The organism is Mesorhizobium sp. IMUNJ 23232 (genome assembly GCF_044326205.1).
Classification (GTDB): domain Bacteria; phylum Pseudomonadota; class Alphaproteobacteria; order Rhizobiales; family Rhizobiaceae; genus Kumtagia.
Genome location: NZ_JBIRCY010000017.1, coordinates 108,210 through 124,038 on the forward strand (window position 1 = coordinate 108,210; position 15,829 = coordinate 124,038).

Genomic DNA, 15,829 nt, shown 5'->3' on the forward strand with positions numbered 1-15,829 from the left:
TTTCTTTGGATGATGCCTTCATCCTTTTGCGCCGGCCCAAGACAGGATTTTTCTCCCACCCGATGGCGACCGACCAAAAGCTTATCGACCTGACTGGGATCACAAAGCGCTACGGCCCGTCGCTGGCGCTCGATGGTGTCGATTTCGATCTGGTGCCGGGCGAAATCCACGTTCTGTTCGGCGAGAACGGCGCCGGAAAATCGACGCTGATCAACGTCATCACCGGCAATGTCCAGCGGGACAGCGGCACCTACCGCCTTGCCGGCGAGCCCGTCGAAGGCATGACGCCTCAGGGCGCCCGCCAGTCAGGCATCGCAGCGGTCTTCCAGGAGTTCAGCCTTATCCCCGACCTCACGGTCGAGCAGAATCTTTTTCTCGGTCGCGAGCGAAAAGTGCGCGGGTTCCTGAAGCATGCCGAGATGCGCCGGGAAGCACGCACCTTCATCGAGGGCCTTGGCTTCGACGTGCCCCTAGACCGCTTGGTCGAGGACCTGCCGCGCGCGCAGCGCCAGATGGTCGAGATCGCCAAGGCGCTGTTCGACAGGGCACGAATCCTGATCCTCGACGAGCCGACCGCCTCGCTCACCGACACCGATGCCGACACGCTGTTCAAGCTGCTTGCAGGTTTGAAGGCCGAGGGCGTCGGCATCGTCTACGTTTCGCACCGCATGCGCGAAATCCGCCAGCTCGCCGACCGCGTCACGGTGCTGCGCGGCGGCAAAAAGGTCGCCACCGTGGCGGGGTCAGGCGTCACCGAGGCGCAGCTTGTCGAGATGATGGTCGGACGCCCCGTCGGTGATCTCTATCCGAAGATCGCCCATGCGCCGGGCAAGGTGATGCTGGAAGTAGCGGGCCTCTCCAGTGCTGACGCGCGCGTGCGCGACGTGTCGCTGAAGGTGCGGGCCGGCGAGATCGTCGGCCTCGCCGGCCTCGTCGGCTGCGGCAAGGGTGAGGTCGGCAGGCTGGTTTTCGGCCTCGATGCAGTTTCCGGCGGGCGCGTCTTCATCGACGGCGTCGAGACAAGGGCGGCCAATCCGGCCGCCATGCTGCGCGAAGGCGTCTGCTATTTCCCGGCCGACCGCGGCACCGACGGCCTGGCGCCGAACCGGCCAATCCGTGAAAACGCTTCCGCAGCGGCGCTCGACCTTGCCGAGATCGCCGGCGGCGGCTGGCTGCGCCGCAATGTCGAGGCGGCGAAGGTGCGTAAGGTGCTGGAAAAACTGCGCGTGCGGCCGCTTCTGCCCGAACAGACGGTCTCACAGTTTTCCGGCGGCAACCGGCAGAAGATAATGCTGGCGCGCGGCCTGATGCGCGACATAAAGATTTTTCTGTTCGACGAACCGACGGTCGGCATCGACGTCGGCGCCAAGGCGGAAATCTACGAGCTGCTGCGCGACCTGACCCAGGCCGGCGCGGCTATCCTGCTCGTCTCCTCCGAGCTTCCGGAAATCCTCAACCTGTCCAACCGCATCTATGTGATGCACGAAGGCGAGATCGTCACGCATCTGGAAGGCGAGCGCCGCACCGAGGCGGAAATACTGTCGGGCTTCTTCGGCAAAAGCCGAACGGATGCTGCGGCATGAGCGCTGCGCCAAAACCTTCGCGCCTGACGAATTTCCTCGCCAATGGCGGGTTGGTGCTGATCCTGATCGCCATCATCGCGGTGGTTACCACGATCATCCAGCCGCGCTTCCTCTCCCCGCAGAACATCATCAACGTGCTGCGCAACACCGCCATCCTGTCGATCATCTCGATGGGCCAGATGATGGTGATGATCGCCGGCGGCTTCGACCTGTCGGTCGGCGTCATTGTCGCCTTCGCCTCGATCGAGACGGCGCTGGTGATGAGCTATCTGCTCCAGCTCATGCCCGATATGGCAATGCTGGCTGTTGCGCTCGCTGTTCTGATCTCGGTGGGGACAGGAGCGCTGATCGGCGCAGCGAACGGCATCCTTGTTAGCCGGCTATCCCTGTCGCCCTTCATGGTGACGCTCGCCATGAGTTCGGTGGTCGCCGGCGCGACCTTCTATATTACCAAGGGCATACCGGTCTACGGCATGCCGGATTCCTTCACCATGGGCGTCGGCCGCGGTTTTGTGCTCGGAATCCCGGTCGTGATCCTCATCGGCCTCAGTGTCGTGCTGCTCACGGTCGGCATCCAGCGCCTGACCAGCTTCGGCCGATACGTCTATGCGGTCGGCAGCAATCCCGTCGCCTCGCGCCAGTCCGGCGTGTCGGTCGGCACGGTGCTGGTGCTGATCTATGCGGCAAGCGGCCTTACGGCGGCAATCACCGGCGTGTTGCTGACCGCCCGCATCGGTTCCGGCCAGTCGACACTCGGCGCTTCCTTCGTGCTGGAATCGATCGCGGCGGCAGTGGTCGGCGGCGTCTCGCTGATGGGCGGCTCAGGGCGCGCCGAGCGCGTGATGGCGGGCGCGCTGTTCCTGTCGATCGTCTCCAACGCGATGAACCTGCTCAAGATCGACAGCAAGTACCAAACGCTAGTGCTGGGCGTCGTGCTGATCGCGGCACTTTGCAGCGAGCTCATCCTCAAGGGGCGGCGCAAGCATGGCTGACGCCGCGATCTCCTTGCGCTCCTCGATGATCGGCCGCCTCGGCCTACTGCAGCGCATTCTGCCGACTTTGCTGATTTTCGCCGGCTTCGCCGCCTATGAGCCGAACGTGGCGTCCGCTGGCAATCTCTGGAACATCGCGGTGCAGACCAGCTATCTCGCGCTGTTCACGCTCGGCCAGGTGGTGGTGCTGCTCACCGCCGGGCTCGACCTGTCGATCGGCCTGACGGTGTCCTATGTCAGCGTCGCCTCGGCGCTGACCATGACGCAATTCATCGACAATCCGGCGCTGGCGCTTGCCGTCTTCCTAGTCTCCGGGCTGCTTATCGGCATCGTCATCGGCGCTTTCAACGGCTTCTTCGTCGCGGTCGTCAACATCAACCCCTTCGTGGTGACGCTCGCGTCCTTCAATATCCTGCTGGCGCTTAGCTCGACCATCACCGACGGCTTTCCGGTCAGCGGCTTTCCGCCGAACTTCAGTCGGCTTCTGGTGGATGCGGAAATCCTCGGCATTCCGGTCCCGATCGTCATCATCGCGATCCTGCTTGCCGCCGTTGCCGTGCTGCTCAACCGCACCGTCTTCGGCCGCAGCCTTTACCTGATCGGCTCGAACCGCCGCATGGCTTTCACCGCCGGTATCAACGTCAAGCTCCATCTGCTCGGCGCCTATGTGCTCTGCTCGGCGCTTGCCGCCATCGGCGCGGTGCTGCTCACGGCGCGCGCCGGCTCGGGCGAACCGAATATCGGCGGCAGCCTGGCGCTGGAGACCATCGCCGCGGCCGTCATCGGCGGCGCGCGGCTGCGCGGCGGCGAGGGCGGGGTGTTTTCGGCGATAGCCGGCGCGCTGTTCATCACCGTGCTGTCCAACGGCATGAACCTCGCCCGCATCGACGGCTACATCCAGCAGCTCTGCATCGGCGCGATCATCGTGCTCAGCCTGATCGTCGACCGGCTCTCCCACGGCTCCTCCCGCTCATCGTAGGAAATCTCTGGCATGCCCTTCCAAGCCTGCATCGACATCGGCGGCACTTTTACCGACTGCCTGGTTTCCGACGCATCGGGACGCGTGACGCTGCACAAGGCGCCGACCACGCCCGGACAGTTCCAGAAGGGTTTTATCGACGTGCTGCGCGTCGCCGCCGGGGACCTCGGCATGGGCGCAAAAAAATTCATCGCCGAGATCGACATCATCGTCCACGGCTCGACCGTGTCGACCAACGCGCTGGTCGAGCGCAAGGTCGCGCGTACGGGCGTGCTCCTGAACGAGGGGCACGAGGACATCCTCGTGCTGCGCGAGGGACCGCGCAAGGGCGCGTTCGAATGGCGGCTCGATTATCCGGAACCTTATGTCAGCCGCAACCTGACGCTCCCCGTGCGCGGCCGCATCGACGCGCGCGGCAAGGAGATCGTGCCGTTCCGCGACGAGGACGTGGTGAAGGCCGTCGAGACCTTTCGCCGGCGCGGCGTGCAGGCGATTGCCGTCGGCTTCCTGTGGTCGGTCGTCAACCCCGACCACGAACTACGCGCCCGCGACATCATCAAGCGGGAGTGGCCGGAGGTCGCGGTAACCCTCAGCCACGAGATCAACCCGATGCCGCGCGAGTACAAGCGCATCATCGCGGCCGCCATCGACGCTTCCATCAGCCCGATCGTGCGCAGCTATGTCGAAGCGCTCGAAGGCGCGCTGAACGAGGAGGGTTTCGGTGGGCAATTGCTGCTCGCCAACTGCGTCGGTGGCATGATGCCGGTGCCGGACATGATCAAGCGGCCCATCTACAGCGTCATGTCCGGACCGACGCTGGCGCCGATGGCCGCACTTGCGCTGACCGACGAGCCGGACGTCATCGTCGGCGACATGGGCGGCACCACCTTCGACGTCTCGGCGCTGCGCAACCACCAGATCATCGTCACGCCGGATTCGATGATCCACGACGATTCGCTCGGCATACCCAAGGTCGACGTGCGCTCGGTAGGCGCCGGCGGCGGCTCCATCGCCTTCGTCGATCAGGGCGGGCTGCTGCATGTCGGCCCGCGCAGCGCCGGCGCCTGGCCGGGGCCGGCCTGCTACGGCAACGGCAACGAGGACGCCACGGTCACCGACGCCAATGTGGTGCTCGGCATCATCGACCCGGATTTCTTCCTCGGCGGGCGCATAAAACTCGACCGCAAGCTGGCCGAGCAGGCAGTCCAGCGCGTCGCCGACCGGCTGGGCGTCGACCTGATGCGGGCCGCGCACGCGATCCACACCACCAGCAACCACAATATGGTCGCGGCAATCGAGGAGATCACCATCCGCGAGGGCATCAACCCGCGCGAAAGCTATTTCGTCTGCGGCGGTGGCGCCACCTCGTGCCACATCGCCGAGATGGCCGACATATTGAAACTGAAGCGCTACATGATCCCGCGCTATGTCGCGGGGCTGAGCGCCTTCGGCGGGCTGATCTCCGATATCCGCTGGGAGCAGAATGGCGTCGCCCCGACCGACAGCCGCCGCTTCGATCCCGACGTGGTCAACACCATGCTCGACCGCCTTGTTGCCGACGGCGAGCGCTTTCTCGAAGGCGCCGGCATTCCGAAGGAGCGGCGGCGCTACGAATTCTCCTTCATGGGCCGCTACGAATACCAGTCGTGGGAGATCGAGGTGGCGTTCGAGCGCGACGGCAAGATCTCGGCCGCGGACCTGCCGCGGCTGGTCGAGGATTTTCATCGCATGCACGAGCGCATCTATTCGATCCGCGCCGACAAGGACGTCGTCGAGTTCATCACCTGGAAGGTGCGCGCCATCGGCCACCGGCCGGAACAGAATCTTTATCGCGAATTCCGCCTCGACGCGCAGGCGGAGGCGCCGCAGCCGAAGGCACGGCGAAAACTCTATCTGGCCGAGAAAGGCGAGGTCGCCGAAGTGCCGGTGTTCGACGGCGAAAAGGTTGGCGCCGGCGCCAAATTTGCTGGCCCGTGCCTGATCGAGACGCCGACCTTCACGGCGATGATCAAGGAAGGCCATTTCGCCGACACAGACGAATACGGCAACTTCCTCGTGGAAGTCGCTTGAGAACAGAAGGAACCGCAGGGGACAGTTTACTTTTTTCGGCCCGCGCGACTGCTGAAGCGCTGCGGCCTTTCTGCCGAAAGAAAGTAAACTGTCCCCGGCACTTACGTCGTCCGGCCGGAGGCTTCTCGCGGCAAGATTTCAAGGGAGAACATGATGCACGACGTCGTGGCAGAACCCCAAAAAACCGAGACGCGGAGCGATCCGCTGCTGATGTCGGTGCTCAAAAGCCGTTTCGAGGCGATTGTGCGCGAGATGACGCTGGTGGTGATGCGCGCCAGCCGCTCGGCGGTGATCAAGAACGCGCGCGACTTCAGTTGCGCGATCCTGACCTTCGATCATCGCATCGTCTCCACCGAGAACGCGCTGCCCATCCACGTCGCGTCGATGGACCTGGTGACCAGGCCGATCACCGAACTGTTCCGCGACATCCGCCCGGGCGACATCTTTCTCAACAACTCACCCTATCATGGCAGCACCCACCACGCCGACTTCACGCTCTGCATGCCGGTGTTCTTCGAAGGCAAGCCGCTGTTCTGGGCGATGGCGCTGTCGCACCATGCCGACACCGGCGCGCCGGTGCCGACCACCTATCTGCCCTTCGCGAAAACCGTCTACGAAGAAGGCATCCACTTTCCCTGCGTGCGCATCATGCGCGATTACCAGGAGATCGACGACGTCATCCGCATCGGCCTGACGCGCAACCGCGTGCCGGAGCTGTGGCTGGGCGACCTGCGCGCGCAGATCGGCGCCTGCAAGACCGCCGAGCGCCGCCTCATCGAACTGCTCGGCAAATACGGGCGCGACGGCATAAAAAACTGGGTCGAGGACTGGTTCGACTACGGCCGGGCCATGGCAATCGCCGAGATCAAAAAACTGCCGGCCGGCACTTACAGCTATGAGACCCGCCACGACCCTGTGCCGGGCGTGGCCGACGAAGGCATTCCGGTGCGCGTCGAGATCACCGTCGACCCAAATGAAGGCATGATCACCGTCGACGTCCGCAACAACATCGACAATGTGCCGGGCGGCCTGAACATCACGGAAAACACCTGCACCGGCTCCTGCCGCATGGGCGTCTTCAACAATATGGACGCGCACATGCCCCACAATCACGGCAGCGCCAGCCGCATCAAGGTGCTTATGCGCGAGGGCAGCGTCGTGGGAAAACCGCGCTATCCCGTCGGCACCTCGGTCGCCACCACCAACGTCAACGACCGGCTGATCTCGGCCGGAAGCTGCGCCTTTTCCGAGATGGGCGCGCCGTTCGGCCAGGCGGAGGGCGGCCAGCACCTGCCGGTGGGCATCGGGGTCGTTTCAGGCTTCGACCCGTTCAAGAACGGCCAGCCCTATGTGAACCAGGTGTTCGTCGCCTATTCGGGCGGCGGGGCACGGCATGGCTACGACGGCTGGCTGACCTATTGCGGGCCGGCCAATGGCGGCATGATCAACCTCGATTCCGTCGAGATCGACGAGGCGATGTATCCCTTCGTCATCGAATCGCGCGGCGTCCAGAAAGACACGCAAGGTTTTGGCGAGTTCGAGGGCTCGCCTGGCGTCGGCGGCGTGTTCTATCCCGTCGACCACGACATGACGCTGGTCTATGCCGCCGACGGCACCACCTTTCCGCCGCGCGGCGTGCTCGGTGGCAAACCGGCTTCGCCCACCCGCAGCCAGAAGGAACTGTCGGATGGTGAGATTGTCGACCTGCCGGCCTTTAACGCGGAAGTTTGCAAGGAGGGCGAGAAATTTGTCTTCCTCGCCTGCGGCGGCGGCGGTTACGGTGACCCGAAGAAACGTTCGCCGGACCGCGTGCTGCGCAGCATCAATCGTGGCTGGCTGAGCCCGGAAAAGGCGAGGGCGATTTACGGCGTCGAGGCAATTTTTGAGGAGGCCAGAGCGGAGTATGTGCTGAATTCGGTGATGTGATGCCAACGGCGGTTAACTTTGACCGCCATTGGTATCGGAATACCAACGCCCCCACCGCCAAGCGCACCAGGCGGATGGCGTTCGAATCTCAACAAGTTGGAGCCTGATCTGAAAGCCGGACGGCATGCCCGTCCGGCGGTCACGACGTATCGATGCGCCCGGCCGCGCCGAAAGCCATTGCGCGCCGCGCGGTCATTGGCTGATTCGGCCACGCCATCGCCGGCCCGCTTTGCACAAGATGCCCATTCGGCCCGCCGCGAAACGGCCGCCGCCCACTGGAAAAACCGTGCAGGCCGCCGAAGACGAAGGCCAGCGTGCGGAAGCAGCGGGCGAGCCGCAAAGCCTCGGCGTAGCGATCGGCATCAACCCCGAAGACCGCCGCCGGAGGCAAGGCAAGCGCGCCGCTGGCCTGCTCGATAGCAAAGGCCCGCGCGACGGCCTCGGCCGGCCGCAGCAGCGAAAGCACGAGAACGCGAATCCAGAGCGGCAGGATGCAAAGGAATTCGGCCAGAACGGCCAGCTTAAGCAGCACCGCTGCGATGGCCTTCAGCGTCTCCTGCTCATTTTCGCGTTCCGCGCGGTCCATTCCAGCCTCCGTTGGGAAAGCACAATAGCAGAGAGGCGGAAAAGTTCAAGGAAATTTTTCCTATTCCTCATCTGACGACACGTCGTGTCAGCGTGGAACACTCGGCAATGCCCGATACCGGCGGCGGTCAAATTCAAACGCCGTTGGTATGAGACACCGGCGGCCGGGGTTAGTCCTGCTTTCTCCGGAGACCCGAAGAATGGCTTTGGAGGCGCGTTGTGGATTCGCGGCTGACACAAGCCATCGCAGCGGGTGGACCGCAGGTCTTGCGGTCCACCGGTCGGAAGAGCGATCGGAAGCCGTCAAAATCCCTCACAGCGCCCCATATGCCGCCAGATACCAGGCCGATCCGTCATACACCGCCTCCGCCCAGGTATTGGTGGCAAGGCTCTTCAGCCCGCCGAGCGACAGGGTGAACGCGCCGCCGCCGGTGCGCGTCAGCCGGAAGCGCGCGCCGGCATAGGCGTTCGTCGCCGAAAGCGTGACCGCCCGATTGGCAGTGAGCGTCCCGGTGTGCCGCTGCTCCTCGGCGCTCGTCAGCACCGTCAGCGTGAAATCCGCATCGCTCGCCACCGCCTGCTGGCCGCCGCGCGACACGCGCCGCCAGGCGCTGCCGTCCGAATTCACCTGTCCGCCGCCGCCGCCGAGATCCGAGCAATGGATCATCTGGCCGGCGGGCGAGGCCGAAGGCAAGGTGGCGATCGTGTAGGACCGCAGCCGGAAATGGCGGTTGGCGTCGATGACCGGTATGGTGAACAGCGAAAGCCCCGTCGCATGGTCCAGTGAGCCAACCTCCGCCGTCGCCGTGCCGCCATTGGGGGTCAGCTCGATCGTCCAGCGTGTGCCGCGCGCGGAAGCGCTGTGGTTTTCCGAAGCGCGAAAAGCCAGCCGCCCGCTTGCGGCGTTACCCACCGCCGTTCCGTCCCATGGCCGCACGATGAACTCTGCCATCAGCCCGGTATTGGTGATGTAGGCAGGTGCTGCCAGGCTGCCGCGCGCCACGTCGGCTGCGAATGTGGCGTGGGTTGCGTTGGTATCGCGGTAGCTGATGAGCCGCACCAGGCTGGGCGCGCCGTCGCGGCTGATGGTCAGCGCGGCGCCAGCTATGTTCAGCGCCGCGTTGAGGTTGAACGCGTTGTTGATGGTGAACTGGCCCGTCGTCTTGTCGACGGTCAGCGCAGTCGTCCAGCCCGAGCCGTCGGGCGACACCTTCAGCGCGAGATTGTCGTCGCCGATCAGGCCCAGTTCGGCCCGGCCGGAAAACCCGGTCTGCAGCAGCAGGGACAGCACGTTGGCCGCCGTCTCCTTGTTCAGCGTGTAGCGCAAATCGCCGTCGCCGCCTTCGGAAACCGTCTTGGCCGTCCACAGCGCCTTGTTGAGTTTCGCCGAGAACGGATTGGTGCCGTCGGCGGTGGTTCCGATGCCGAGCAGGGCAATGTTCTGCAGCGCTGACAGCACGCCGTCGAGCGGCGCCCAGGCCGCGCCGGTCCAGAACACGAAGATGTCCTCGTCCGCGACATGGCTGAGGAAACCCGGTTTCGGCGCGTAGAAGGACCAGGCTCCGTCGAACCGGTGCGCAATTTTGCCCGACTGCCCGCTCCAGTCGCCGGTGGCGGCGGCGGCGACGATGTAGCGGGCGCCATTGGCAGGTGCTCCGGGCGGCGCGGCAAGGTCGCGGTCGGCGACGCCAAGCTGCACCAGTGCGTCGAGCATGCCGATCGCCTCGTTGTGTGTCACATGCTTCTGCGCCTGCGACGGCATGATGTAGGGAAGGTCGAGATTGTCGGTCGTATCCATGCGCGTGCCCCGTTGAAACTCGGACCAATGATACGATGGCCCAAAGGGAGGGGGATGGATCGGCGGTTCACGGCCCGCATTTTGTTTGTGCGTGTTCCTTCGGCCAAAACGGTCGAACCGACCAAGGCATTGATTTCTAAACAATATCTACCGAACCCGTTTCATGCGCAGCGCGGGGTCAAAAAATATTTCGCTCAAAACGCCGATTTCCTATCCCCGTTTTTGGCTCATGTCGGCGGCCCATCATGTTTGCATTTTCACACATTCCGCGCCGCTGGAGCCCGTCGGCCCAGGCATGGAACCTGGGGGCCGTGCAGGTGGCGAATGCCGCGGCGGTGCAGAACCGGAACGGGTGAGTCGCGACGACGCGGGCAGTTCCATCAGGCAGTTTCGGCCAGCCGCTCAAACAGCAGCACCGTCTCCTCCCCGAACCGCGCATCGACCGGATTGCCGAATCCGCATTTGCCGGCGAGCCGGATCGAGGCGTGGTTGTCGCGGTCGATGATGCAGACCTGCCGCTGGCCGCCAAGCGTCCGGTCGCCCCACGCCACCGCGGCGGTGACGATCTCGGTCGCCAGGCCGCGCCCCTGCATGTCGGGAGCCAGCGCCCAGCCGCATTCGGGAAACCCGTCGATCGACGGCGTCATGTTCCGGAAGATCTGATGATATCCCGCCTCGCCGATGAAGCGGCCGCTCGCCTTGTCCTCGACCGCCCAAAAGCCGTAGCCCAGCATCGCCCAGGTGCCGGCATGCCTGAGAAACCGGATCCAGCTCTCGTCGCGCGTCCGCGCATAGCCGCCGATGAACCGCGTCACCTCCGGCGCCGCCCACATCACCACATAGGCGTCGAAGTCGCCTGGACAGTGCGCGCGCAGGATAGTGCGTTCGGTTTCGATCGAGGGAATTTCGATGATGGTGGATGCGGGCATGCCAATCTTCCGGCGGCGACGCGCGGACCATAGCCGCCTCATCGTCCTTGGGAAGGGTCCAGGAACCAACGCCTACGCGGGCCAGGGCGTTAGCGTCAGAACGATCTCACCTTTCCGAATAGGGTGTACCGTCCTTGTGCACGAACCGGCCGTCGGCGTTCGAACTCATCATGTCGATGTCGGAGCAATAGGTGATGTCGGCGGGAGAGCGCGAGCCGACTTCGAGATAGACCGCCGTCGCGCCGGCCCTGTTGATCATGTGATGGCCGTTGCCGGAATTTTTCGGGAAGGCTGCGCAATCGCCGGCGCGCAGCACGGTCTCGCCGCCGTCCTCGACAAGCGTCAGCTCGCCCTCCAGCACATAGACGAACTCGTCCTCATGCGTGTGCCAGTGGCGCTGGCTGGACCAGTTGCCCGGCGGCAGCCGCATCAGGTTGACGCCGAAATCCTTCAGCCCGCCGGCGTTGCCGAGGCGCTGCCGAACACGATCGGCGCAGGGCGCGTCGAATGGCGCCGGATAGCCCGAGCCTTTGATTTGTGTAACCTTTTCAACGTCGATCTTCGGCATGGCGGTTCTTCCATTGAAGTGCGGTCTGAGTGGACGATAACAAACCTATCAACTTTGGAGCGTGTTGTGGCCCAGCGCTCGGCCGGCCAGCATCGGCAAAGTTCGTGCCGCCGTCACCGTCCGCTTCCCCAGCGGGTTGACGGCGAGTAATTCCTATCCTACTTATCTTTACACTGTAAACATATCGAGATGAACCGATGGACGCCGCCCTTCTCGATCTTCTGCTCGCCATCGTGCACCATTTCCTGGCCTTCCTGCTTGCCGCGCTGCTGGCGGCCGAGTTCGTGCTGGTCCGAAAAGGCTTGGCGGCGCGAAGCCTGCCGCTGCTTGGCCGCATCGATGGCGCCTATGGCATGGCCGCCGGCCTGCTCATCATCGTCGGCATTGGCCGCGTCATCTTCGGTCTCAAGGGTTGGGAATTCTACGTCTACAATCCGGTGTTCTGGCTGAAGATGGCGGCCCTCGCCGCCGTCGGGATGCTCTCCGCGGCGCCGACGCGGCGCATTCTCAGTTGGCGCCGCGCCGTGGCCGACACGGTGCCGGACGCCGAGATCGCCGCTCTGCGCGTCTGGCTGAAGGCCGAGGCCGGCTTCTTTGCCCTGATCCTGATCTTCGCCGCCGCCATGGCGCGCGGTTTCGGCTACTGAGCGGCCTCCAGCCCGCCGATCGCTCCGATCTCCACCAGAGGCGCGGGAATAGACGTCGTCTTCTCCGGCGACTTGCAGATGTCGGCGATCACGCAGCGCGGACAGTCCGGCTTGCGCGCCTTGCACACATAACGCCCGTGCAGGATCAGCCAGTGATGCGCATGGCGCATGTATTCCGGCGGGATGATCTTTATCAGCCCGGCCTCCACTTGCTCCGGCGTCTTGCCGGGCGCCAGCAGCAGTCGGTTGCCGATGCGGAAAATATGCGTATCGACGGCCATGGTCGGCTGGCCGAAGGCCATGTTGAGCACCACATTGGCGGTCTTGCGGCCGACCCCCGGCAGCTTGACCAGTTCCTCGCGGTCCGCCGGCACGCTTCCGCCATGATCGCGGATCAGCGCCTGCGACAGCGCGATCACGTTCTTGGCCTTGCCGCGCCACAGGCCGATGGTGCGTATGTATTTTCCGACCTCCTCCTCGCCCAGCGCGACCATCTTCTGAGGCGTATCGGCCACCGCGAACAGCGCGCGCGTCGCCTTGTTGACGCCGGCGTCCGTCGCCTGCGCCGACAGCACCACGGCGACCAGCAGGGTGAAGGCATTGACATGCTCCAGCTCGCCTTTCGGCTCCGGCCGCTGCACGGAGAAGCGGCGAAAGATCTCCCGCACCTCGTCGGGCCGATAGACCGAATGCGGCCGCGCCGGCTTCGGACGCGGCTTGACGTTGGAGCCGTCGCGTGTGCCCCCGGCTGCGACGCTTTTTGCCTTGGGGTTTTTCATGATCCTTCTATAATTATTCGCCATGGACGACACAAACGACAGTCCTGCCGACGAACCGTTCTTCCGCGCGCTGCTTACGCCGCACCGCTCGCTCGGACGAACCGGTTTCGCGATCCTGATGGGCGCGCTGCTGTTCGGCTGGCTCACCACCGGCGCGTTCTTCCTGTCGCATGGCGCCTGGCCGGTCTTCGGCTTCTTCGGCCTCGACGTGCTCGCGGTCTATGTCGCGTTCCGGCTGAACTACCGCGCCGCCCGCGCCCGCGAAGAAGTGTCGGTATCGCGCACCGCCCTCGACATCAAGAAAACCGCACCCTCCGGCCGCTCTCAGGCGCACCATTTCAACCCGTTCTGGACGCGCTTTTCCGTCTCGCGCCACGACGAGATCGGCATCACCCGGATGGCGGTCGAATCGCGGGAGGAAACCGTGTCGATCGGCTCCTTCCTCAATCCCGACGATCGCGAGAGTTTTGCCGCGGCGTTTTCGAGCGCGCTGGCCAGGGCCAAGAGCTGAATCTGCAGCCCGTTCGCAGCAGCCGACTTCGTAGTCTTGAAGCAAGCGATGGTGGATTGCGTCGGCTGCGAGCGCTTCTCCCTCATTCAACACGGCCGCGGCCGTAAAATTTTTTGGCCGATTTGTCGGAACCCGGACCGCCCGTTCGTCCAACGGATGAAGGCAGGGCAGCCGGCCCGCCCGAAGCCCGTGACAGGGAGGTCATGACGCTATGCCTGGCCGCGATCCATCTTTCCGACGACCACCGCCCTGCCGTCGCGGAGGACGAGGTCTTGTTGCGGAACGTCGGACGGCATGAGCGCATTCCGGTTTGTGGTATCCGTCGTGACGGACTGGAAGTCGCCCGGCTGCGTGGGAAACCGGGCCGGAATTGGTTTCAAAAAGCGAAAGGACAAGAAATGACGATTGCAAAGAACACGATCTGCGTCTGGTACGACAACGACGCCGAGGCTGCGGCCCGCTTCTATGCCGAGACTTTTCCGGACAGCTTTGTCAGCGCCGTCCATCGTGCGCCCAGCGACTACCCGTCCGGCAGGCAGGGCGACGTGCTGACGGTGGACTTCACGGTCGCCGGCATTCCCTGTCTTGGCCTCAATGGCGGGCCCATGTTCAAGCACAACGAAGCTTTTTCGTTCCAGATCGCTACCGACGATCAGGAGGAGACCGACCGCTACTGGAACGCCATCGTCGGCAATGGCGGGCAGGAGAGCGCCTGCGGCTGGTGCAAGGACAAATGGGGCGTCTCCTGGCAGATCACGCCGCGCACCCTGACCGACGCGATGGCGGCCGGCGGCGCGGAAGCCAAACGCGCCTTCGACGCGATGATGGAGATGGGAAAAATCGACGTCGCCGCGATCGACAAGGCTCGACACGGATGACGGTTACGGGTTGACGTCTTGCTGACTGTGGCTTGGCCGGCCAGTATCAGGCATGTCGACCATCAACGCCAATTTTCTGCGTCGGATTGAGCTCTCTGAAATCGAGAGGATCACGTTCTACAAGCGCGACGAGATCACGACTGATCTGATATGCTGCGAATTGGAGATAGGCGGCAAAACCTGGCTCTTCCACGAGGAAATGCCTGGCTGGAAGCTGCTGCTGAAACACTTTCAGAAGCTGCCTGGCTTCCATCCAGACTGGTTTGCTGCCGTGTCGCATCCTGCTTTCGAAGCGTGCGTAACGGTGGCATACCGCCGCCACTAGAGAGGGCAAGTTTCGGGTGGTTTCGCGCATCCCCTGGCCCGATATTCGGGGTCAAGGAGACATTGCCATGAACGCTCAGCCCGCTATGAATACCGCCATGTCGTCAAAACCCTCGCCCGTCCTGCAACGAGAGATCACGCCACAGGGCGGCGACTATTCGACCGTCTGCCGGGTGATCGAGAAGATCAGCCTCGACTATCGCGACCAGCCTTCGCTGGAGACGCTGGCCGAGGATGTCGGCGAGACGCCGACCGGCCTGCAGAAACTCTTCACCCGCTGGGCCGGCCTGTCGCCGAAGGCCTTTTTGCAGGCGGTTACACTCGATCATGCGCGAAAACTGCTCGACGACGGCATGCCGCTGCTGGAGACTTCTTTCGAGGTCGGCATGTCCGGCCCAAGCCGGCTGCACGACCTGTTCGTCACCCATGAGGCGATGTCGCCGGGCGACTACAAGACGCGCGGCGAGGGGCTCGTCATCCGCTATGGCTATCACATCTCGCCCTTCGGCATCGCCCTGATCATGGTCACCGACCGTGGGCTGGCGGGCCTTTCGTTCAACGATGCCGGCCAGGAGCGGGCGGCGTTTGCCGACATGAGCGGCCGCTGGCCCAATGCAAGCTACGTCGAGGACATGTCTGCCACCGCGCCCTATGCCGCGCGTATCTTCGACCCCTCGCGCTGGCGCAACGACCAGCCGCTCAGGGTTGTGATGATCGGCACCGATTTCCAGGTCAGCGTCTGGGAGGCGCTGCTGAAAATCCCGATGGGCAAGGCGCGCAGCTATTCCGCGATCGCCGCCGAGATCGGCAAGCCGAACGCCTCGCGCGCCGTGGGTGCGGCCATCGGCGCCAACCCGCTGTCCTTCGTGGTGCCTTGCCACCGCGCGCTTGGAAAGTCGGGCGCGCTCACCGGCTACCATTGGGGACTGACGCGCAAGCGCGCAATCCTGGGCTGGGAGGCGGGGCAGCTCACCACTGCGGCGCGCTAAACGCCGTGGCCGGCGATGACGGGCTCTGGAAGGCCGGAACAATGTTTTGAAGGAAGGCGGTCAAGCTCGCGACAAAATCCGCTCTGGCGCGGACACGGTACACGACAGTGCGGTCAGGGTGAGAACGGGATGATGTGCTTGGAATGAAGATTCCTCGGCAAAGGATCTTCACTCATGGCGCCCGTTCATACCGTTCTCATGGAGACGTTAGGCATCCACTTCGGACTGAGCAAGAGCCGGCTTTTGACACTTGCTGCTCTGGTCGTTGGGC

The 15,829-nt window shown here is 64.1% G+C and carries 15 protein-coding genes; 10 read left to right on the forward strand and 5 right to left on the reverse strand.

Annotation, left to right across the window (positions count from 1 at the left end; genetic code table 11):
* Positions 1–62 precede the first annotated feature (62 nt).
* The 5 genes from ACH196_RS15075 to ACH196_RS15095 all read left to right on the forward strand — a co-directional run bounded on the left by ACH196_RS15075 (position 63) and on the right by ACH196_RS15095 (position 7,550).
* Complete coding sequence (locus tag ACH196_RS15075) at positions 63–1,583, forward strand: sugar ABC transporter ATP-binding protein (RefSeq protein ID WP_396647720.1); 1,521 nt, start codon at positions 63–65, stop codon at positions 1,581–1,583.
* Positions 1,580–2,575, forward strand: a complete 996-nt coding sequence (locus ACH196_RS15080) for an ABC transporter permease (protein ID WP_396647721.1) — start codon at positions 1,580–1,582, stop codon at positions 2,573–2,575. The genes ACH196_RS15075 and ACH196_RS15080 overlap by 4 nt, the downstream gene beginning before the upstream one ends.
* Positions 2,568–3,554 carry an ABC transporter permease gene (locus tag ACH196_RS15085; protein ID WP_396647722.1) on the forward strand — a complete coding sequence of 329 codons (987 nt, stop codon included), beginning with the start codon at positions 2,568–2,570 and terminating at the stop codon, positions 3,552–3,554. The genes ACH196_RS15080 and ACH196_RS15085 overlap by 8 nt, the downstream gene beginning before the upstream one ends.
* Before the next feature lie 12 nt (positions 3,555–3,566).
* Entirely contained in the window at positions 3,567–5,624 is a 2,058-nt protein-coding gene (locus tag ACH196_RS15090; protein WP_396647723.1) for a hydantoinase/oxoprolinase family protein, read from the forward strand.
* A gap of 153 nt (positions 5,625–5,777) precedes the next feature.
* Positions 5,778–7,550 (forward strand): hydantoinase B/oxoprolinase family protein, encoded by a 1,773-nt coding sequence (locus ACH196_RS15095; protein ID WP_396647724.1) that lies wholly within the window; start codon positions 5,778–5,780, stop codon positions 7,548–7,550.
* A 139-nt stretch (positions 7,551–7,689) separates the two neighbouring features.
* Here ACH196_RS15095 and ACH196_RS15100 read toward each other — a convergent pair whose 3' ends face one another.
* The 4 genes from ACH196_RS15100 to ACH196_RS15115 all read right to left on the reverse strand — a co-directional run bounded on the left by ACH196_RS15100 (position 7,690) and on the right by ACH196_RS15115 (position 11,430).
* Positions 7,690–8,136 (reverse strand): hypothetical protein, encoded by a 447-nt coding sequence (locus tag ACH196_RS15100; RefSeq protein ID WP_396647725.1) that lies wholly within the window; start codon positions 8,134–8,136, stop codon positions 7,690–7,692.
* Between the two features lie 312 nt (positions 8,137–8,448).
* Positions 8,449–9,933 carry a DUF2793 domain-containing protein gene (locus ACH196_RS15105; RefSeq protein WP_396647726.1) on the reverse strand — a complete coding sequence of 495 codons (1,485 nt, stop codon included), beginning with the start codon at positions 9,931–9,933 and terminating at the stop codon, positions 8,449–8,451.
* Between the two features lie 380 nt (positions 9,934–10,313).
* Complete coding sequence (locus tag ACH196_RS15110; protein WP_396647727.1) at positions 10,314–10,862, reverse strand: GNAT family N-acetyltransferase; 549 nt, start codon at positions 10,860–10,862, stop codon at positions 10,314–10,316.
* A gap of 106 nt (positions 10,863–10,968) precedes the next feature.
* Complete coding sequence (locus tag ACH196_RS15115) at positions 10,969–11,430, reverse strand: cupin domain-containing protein (RefSeq protein ID WP_396647728.1); 462 nt, start codon at positions 11,428–11,430, stop codon at positions 10,969–10,971.
* Between the two features lie 197 nt (positions 11,431–11,627).
* Here ACH196_RS15115 and ACH196_RS15120 point away from each other — a divergent pair, with 197 nt between their 5' ends.
* Positions 11,628–12,077 (forward strand): DUF2214 family protein, encoded by a 450-nt coding sequence (locus tag ACH196_RS15120; RefSeq protein ID WP_396647729.1) that lies wholly within the window; start codon positions 11,628–11,630, stop codon positions 12,075–12,077.
* Here the strand turns inward: ACH196_RS15120 and nth are convergent.
* Positions 12,071–12,856: an endonuclease III gene (gene nth, locus ACH196_RS15125; RefSeq protein WP_396647730.1), complete on the reverse strand. Its 786-nt coding sequence runs from the start codon at positions 12,854–12,856 to the stop codon at positions 12,071–12,073. The genes ACH196_RS15120 and nth overlap by 7 nt on opposite strands.
* A gap of 22 nt (positions 12,857–12,878) precedes the next feature.
* Between nth and ACH196_RS15130 the strand changes: the two genes are divergently transcribed.
* The 4 genes from ACH196_RS15130 to ACH196_RS15145 all read left to right on the forward strand — a co-directional run bounded on the left by ACH196_RS15130 (position 12,879) and on the right by ACH196_RS15145 (position 15,558).
* Complete coding sequence (locus ACH196_RS15130) at positions 12,879–13,367, forward strand: DUF2244 domain-containing protein (protein WP_396647731.1); 489 nt, start codon at positions 12,879–12,881, stop codon at positions 13,365–13,367.
* Positions 13,368–13,771: 404 nt separating this feature from the next.
* Positions 13,772–14,245: a VOC family protein gene (locus ACH196_RS15135; protein WP_396647740.1), complete on the forward strand. Its 474-nt coding sequence runs from the start codon at positions 13,772–13,774 to the stop codon at positions 14,243–14,245.
* 52 nt (positions 14,246–14,297) lie between these two features.
* Positions 14,298–14,570 carry a hypothetical protein gene (locus ACH196_RS15140; RefSeq protein ID WP_396647732.1) on the forward strand — a complete coding sequence of 91 codons (273 nt, stop codon included), beginning with the start codon at positions 14,298–14,300 and terminating at the stop codon, positions 14,568–14,570.
* A gap of 67 nt (positions 14,571–14,637) precedes the next feature.
* Positions 14,638–15,558 carry a methylated-DNA--[protein]-cysteine S-methyltransferase gene (locus tag ACH196_RS15145; protein ID WP_396647733.1) on the forward strand — a complete coding sequence of 307 codons (921 nt, stop codon included), beginning with the start codon at positions 14,638–14,640 and terminating at the stop codon, positions 15,556–15,558.
* The last annotated feature ends 271 nt before the right edge of the window (positions 15,559–15,829 follow it).

What these genes read in the sequence shown, in the direction of transcription:
- ACH196_RS15110 (WP_396647727.1), bottom strand. Translation starts at nt 10,862, where the DNA reads ATGCCCGCATCCACCATCATCGAAATTCCCTCGATCGAAACCGAACGC.
- ACH196_RS15095 (WP_396647724.1), top strand. Translation starts at nt 5,778, where the DNA reads ATGCACGACGTCGTGGCAGAACCCCAAAAAACCGAGACGCGGAGCGAT.
- ACH196_RS15075 (WP_396647720.1), top strand. Translation starts at nt 63, where the DNA reads ATGGCGACCGACCAAAAGCTTATCGACCTGACTGGGATCACAAAGCGC.
- nth (WP_396647730.1), bottom strand. Translation starts at nt 12,856, where the DNA reads ATGAAAAACCCCAAGGCAAAAAGCGTCGCAGCCGGGGGCACACGCGAC.
- ACH196_RS15130 (WP_396647731.1), top strand. Translation starts at nt 12,879, where the DNA reads ATGGACGACACAAACGACAGTCCTGCCGACGAACCGTTCTTCCGCGCG.
- ACH196_RS15140 (WP_396647732.1), top strand. Translation starts at nt 14,298, where the DNA reads ATGTCGACCATCAACGCCAATTTTCTGCGTCGGATTGAGCTCTCTGAA.
- ACH196_RS15115 (WP_396647728.1), bottom strand. Translation starts at nt 11,430, where the DNA reads ATGCCGAAGATCGACGTTGAAAAGGTTACACAAATCAAAGGCTCGGGC.
- ACH196_RS15080 (WP_396647721.1), top strand. Translation starts at nt 1,580, where the DNA reads ATGAGCGCTGCGCCAAAACCTTCGCGCCTGACGAATTTCCTCGCCAAT.
- ACH196_RS15105 (WP_396647726.1), bottom strand. Translation starts at nt 9,933, where the DNA reads ATGGATACGACCGACAATCTCGACCTTCCCTACATCATGCCGTCGCAG.
- ACH196_RS15145 (WP_396647733.1), top strand. Translation starts at nt 14,638, where the DNA reads ATGAACGCTCAGCCCGCTATGAATACCGCCATGTCGTCAAAACCCTCG.
- ACH196_RS15090 (WP_396647723.1), top strand. Translation starts at nt 3,567, where the DNA reads ATGCCCTTCCAAGCCTGCATCGACATCGGCGGCACTTTTACCGACTGC.
- ACH196_RS15100 (WP_396647725.1), bottom strand. Translation starts at nt 8,136, where the DNA reads ATGGACCGCGCGGAACGCGAAAATGAGCAGGAGACGCTGAAGGCCATC.
- ACH196_RS15085 (WP_396647722.1), top strand. Translation starts at nt 2,568, where the DNA reads ATGGCTGACGCCGCGATCTCCTTGCGCTCCTCGATGATCGGCCGCCTC.
- ACH196_RS15120 (WP_396647729.1), top strand. Translation starts at nt 11,628, where the DNA reads ATGGACGCCGCCCTTCTCGATCTTCTGCTCGCCATCGTGCACCATTTC.